This window comes from Spirillospora sp. NPDC049652, from assembly GCF_040675125.1.
Classification (GTDB): Bacteria; Actinomycetota; Actinomycetes; order Streptosporangiales; family Streptosporangiaceae; genus Spirillospora.
On the sequence record NZ_JBFAOF010000787.1, the window covers coordinates 1 to 3,482 of the forward strand.

At 72.9% G+C, this 3,482-nt stretch carries 5 protein-coding genes; 2 read left to right on the top strand and 3 right to left on the bottom strand.

Translation table 11 applies throughout. The features are described from left to right. The coding region (locus AB0J52_RS32560; RefSeq protein ID WP_500186677.1) for an MFS transporter at window positions 1-390 on the bottom strand (390 nt) is incomplete at its 3' end. A 76-nt stretch (window positions 391-466) separates the two neighbouring features. Then, the gene (locus AB0J52_RS32565) at window positions 467-1,039 is read right to left on the bottom strand and encodes a TetR/AcrR family transcriptional regulator (RefSeq protein ID WP_500186678.1); all 573 of its coding nucleotides are present in this window, start codon (window positions 1,037-1,039) and stop codon (window positions 467-469) included. 55 nt (window positions 1,040-1,094) lie between these two features. Between AB0J52_RS32565 and AB0J52_RS32570 the strand changes: the two genes are divergently transcribed. Continuing rightward, window positions 1,095-1,436 (top strand): MmcQ/YjbR family DNA-binding protein, encoded by a 342-nt coding sequence (locus tag AB0J52_RS32570; RefSeq protein WP_500186679.1) that lies wholly within the window; start codon window positions 1,095-1,097, stop codon window positions 1,434-1,436. A 27-nt stretch (window positions 1,437-1,463) separates the two neighbouring features. Here AB0J52_RS32570 and AB0J52_RS32575 read toward each other — a convergent pair whose 3' ends face one another. Continuing rightward, window positions 1,464-2,963, bottom strand: coding sequence for an FAD-dependent oxidoreductase (locus AB0J52_RS32575; protein ID WP_500186680.1), 1,500 nt, complete (start codon window positions 2,961-2,963; stop codon window positions 1,464-1,466). Between the two features lie 68 nt (window positions 2,964-3,031). Between AB0J52_RS32575 and AB0J52_RS32580 the strand changes: the two genes are divergently transcribed. Beyond that, a partial coding sequence (locus AB0J52_RS32580) for a TetR/AcrR family transcriptional regulator (RefSeq protein ID WP_500186681.1) occupies window positions 3,032-3,482 on the top strand: 451 nt, incomplete at its 3' end.

The window sequence follows — 3,482 nt, forward strand, 5'->3', positions numbered from 1 at the left end:
GGGAGGAGGCCCCACTCGCTGAGCAGCGCGTACTTGCCAGAGTGAGTCATGGTGTGGCCTGTTCGAGAACCCCGCGCACGCGACCGCCCCGACGAGCCGCGACGCGAACAGCACCCCGTACCCGGGCGTCAGCGCCCCGACGACGTGCGCCACAGCGAACACGGCGAGGAACAGCAGCAGGGAGCGCCGCCGTGGCCAGCGCAACGTCGCCATCGCGAGGACGGGCGCGCCGACCACCATCCCGACCGCGTAGGCCGAGATCAGCAGCCCGGCGGTCGGCACGGTCACGTGCAGGTCCCGCGCCATCGGTTCGAGCAGCCCCGCGAGCAGGAACTCCGACGTCCCCTGCGCGAAGATCGCGAACCCGAGCACCCAGACGGCCAGCGGCATCAGCCCTCACCCCAATTCTGTATTTCAGATTCCAAAACGAACGCGCGGCGAACCCCGCGCCGGGCCGGCACGGGGATCAGAGGGCGGCGAGCGCCGTCGCCGCGATGTGCTCCAGCGCCGGACGTCCGGCGCCGTAGCGGGCCGCGATGCGCAGCCCGCTGACCTGGGCGAGGACGAAGTGGGCCAGGGTGTCCGGGTCGCGGTCCGCGGCGAGTTCGCCGTCCCGGACCGCGCGCTCGCAGGCCGCCTTGGCGACCTCGAAGCGCCGCCGGTAGTCGCGCTCCAGCAGCCGCGCGATCTCCGCGTCGCGCGGCGCGAGCTCGACGCTGGTGTTCACCACCAGGCAGCCGAGCCCCTGCTCGCACTCCTCGGCGATGACGCCGCCGAGCAGCGCCGCGACCTTCTCCCGGTACGGCGCGGCGCTCTCCATCAGCTCGGTGCTCTCGCCGGTCCTCGCCTCCACGTACCGCGTGAGCGCCCGGACGAACAGGTCGTGCTTGCTGGTGAACGCGTTGTAGATGCTGCTGCGCCCCAGTCCCATCGCCGCGCACAGGTCGTCGGTCGAGGTGCCCTCGTACCCCTTGCGGCGGAACGCGTCCACCGCCGCCTCGACCGCGCGGGCCTCGTCGAACGTCCTCGGTCGTGCCATGCGGACGACGCTAACACGTTTTGGAACCAAGATTCCATAACGTCATACTGGGCGGATGGTGACGGTTGACGACGTCCGGCGCGTGGCCCTCCCCCTCCCTCGCACCTCGGAGCACCTGATCAGGGACCGCGTGAAGTTCCGCGTCGGCGCGATCGTCTACGTGGCCTTCTCCCGGGACGAGACGCTCATGGGCTTCGCCTTCCCGAAGGAGGAGCGGGACGGGCTGATCGCGTCCGAGCCGGCCAAGTTCCTGATGCCGAGCGTGTCCGACCAGCGCTTCAACTGGGTCGAGGCCCGCACCGCCGCCCTGGACGAGCCGGAGATGCGCGAACTCGTCACCGACGCGTGGCGCATGGTCGTCCCGAAGCGCGTCGCCGCCGCCCACCTCGGCCTCTGACCGCGAGTGCGCCGCGCCGCACCCCGTTCATCCCCCGAGGAGCCGGTGCACCGCCTTGCGGAGGTCGGTGGACGGGTCGGACGTGCGCAGGGCGACGAACCCGTCCGGGCGGACGAGCAGCAGACCGTCTTCCGGAATCCAGTCGGCGCTGACGAGGTGCGCGGGAAGCCCGGCCTCCTCGGCGGCCCTCATCCACGACTCGGTGTTGGTGAAGACCGTGAAGCGTGACGCGACGAGGTCGAGCGTCGAGACGCCGTCCGCGACCCACGCGTGCGGGACACGCGATCCGGGCGAGCCGTCCAGGACGAGATCCTCGGTGGACGGCAGGCCGGGCCGCGCGTCGATGATCGCGGACGAGTCGTACCGGTAGCCCAGGTGCACGACCGGGGCGTGGACGGCGCCGACGGCGGCGCGCGCGGCGGCGGCCTCGGGACCCGTGCCCCAGTGGAGGCTGGGATCGGCCAGCCGCAGGAGCGCCTGCTCCAACACGAGCGCGGCGACGGGCCGGCGCTCCGCCTCATAGGTGTCGAGCAGACCGAGCCCGGCGGGAACGGCATCCGCGGTGGTGTCGGCGGTGACGGCGGCGAGCTTCCAGGCGAGGTTGTGCGCGTCGGCGACGCCGGTGTTCATCCCGAACGCGCCGACCGGCGGGACGGTGTGGGCCGCGTCCCCGGCGAGGAAGACCCGGCCGTCCCGGAAGCGGTCGGCGAGCTGTCCGCGCACCCGCCACGGAGCCGCGCCGAGCACCCGGACGTCGAGACCAGGGTCGCCGACGGCGGCTCGCACCAGGTCACGGCACCGGGCGTCCGTCAGGCCGTCCTCGTACGGGACGTGCAGCACCCACGTCCGCTCGCCGTCGATCGTCACCAGCATCCCGGTGTCGGTGTCGCAGGTGACGAAAGTGTGGTCTCCCGTGTACGGCGACAGGTCGGCCTCGAACAGGACGTTGGTCAGCGGCCCTGCGAGCGCGCCGGGCCCGGACACTCCGATCCCGAGCGCCTCCCGGACGCCGCTGCGGGCCCCGTCCGCCGCGACCAGGTAGTCGGCCCGGACGGTCCGGCCAGGCAGGACGGCGGTCACGCCCGCGTCGTCCTGGGTGAAGGAGAGCAGCGGCGTGGAGTAGGCGACCGTGACGCCCCGCTCCCGGGCGGCCGCCAGCAGGACCCGGTCGAGCCGGTCCTGCGAACAGGGTCCGCGGAGCGCGGCGGGGGAGACGTCCGCGAACCGCTCCATCATCCGGACGGGTCCGGGCGGGGCCGCGGCGGCGAGGGCGTCCAGGTCGGCGGCGGCGAGCGTCGAGGCGGTGATCTTGCCGAGACCGCCGGTCATGGGGATCGCGGCGGCGTTCACGGCGTCCTGGAGTCCCAGTTCGCGGAAGAGCTCGGCTGTGCGGGGGCCGATGCCGGTGGCGCGCGGATGGACGTCCGGCCCCTCGCGGTGCTCGACGACCATGACGTCCGCTCCGTGGTGGGCGAGGAACAGCGCGGTCGACAGCCCGACGGTCCCGGCTCCGGCGACGAGGATCATGACGGCTCCTTGTGGTTACGGTGTATCCGTTATGGCGACACAGTATCTACAACGGTACGATGCCCGCAATGGACGGACTGGTGTGGACGAAGGAACGGCGCGAGCCGCGCCGGCGGGCGCCGAGCGTGGAGCGGTTCGTGAAGCGCGCCGTTGCGATCGCCGACGCCGAGGGCCTGGACGCGGTGTCGATGCGCCGCGTCGCCAAGGACCTCGGCTCCGGGACGGCGTCGCTGTACCGGTACATCGCGAACCGGGACGAGCTGCTCGACTTGATGATCGACGCCGTCCAGGGCGAGGACGCGCCGCCCGGCCCGACCGGCGACTGGCGCGCCGACCTGGGCGCCCACGCGCGGCGGATGCGGGCCGTCCTGCTGCGGCACCCGTGGCTCGGCGCGGAGCTGACCGGCCGCCCGGCGCTCGGCCCGAACTCGCTGCGCTCGTATCCGCACAGCACGGCGGTCGGTGCCACGTACGCCGACGCGGGGACCACGGGACGTCGTCCCCGATGCTCGATCAACA

What these genes read in the sequence shown, in the direction of transcription:
- AB0J52_RS32565 (WP_500186678.1), bottom strand. Translation starts at nt 1,039, where the DNA reads ATGGCACGACCGAGGACGTTCGACGAGGCCCGCGCGGTCGAGGCGGCG.
- AB0J52_RS32570 (WP_500186679.1), top strand. Translation starts at nt 1,095, where the DNA reads ATGGTGACGGTTGACGACGTCCGGCGCGTGGCCCTCCCCCTCCCTCGC.
- AB0J52_RS32575 (WP_500186680.1), bottom strand. Translation starts at nt 2,963, where the DNA reads ATGATCCTCGTCGCCGGAGCCGGGACCGTCGGGCTGTCGACCGCGCTG.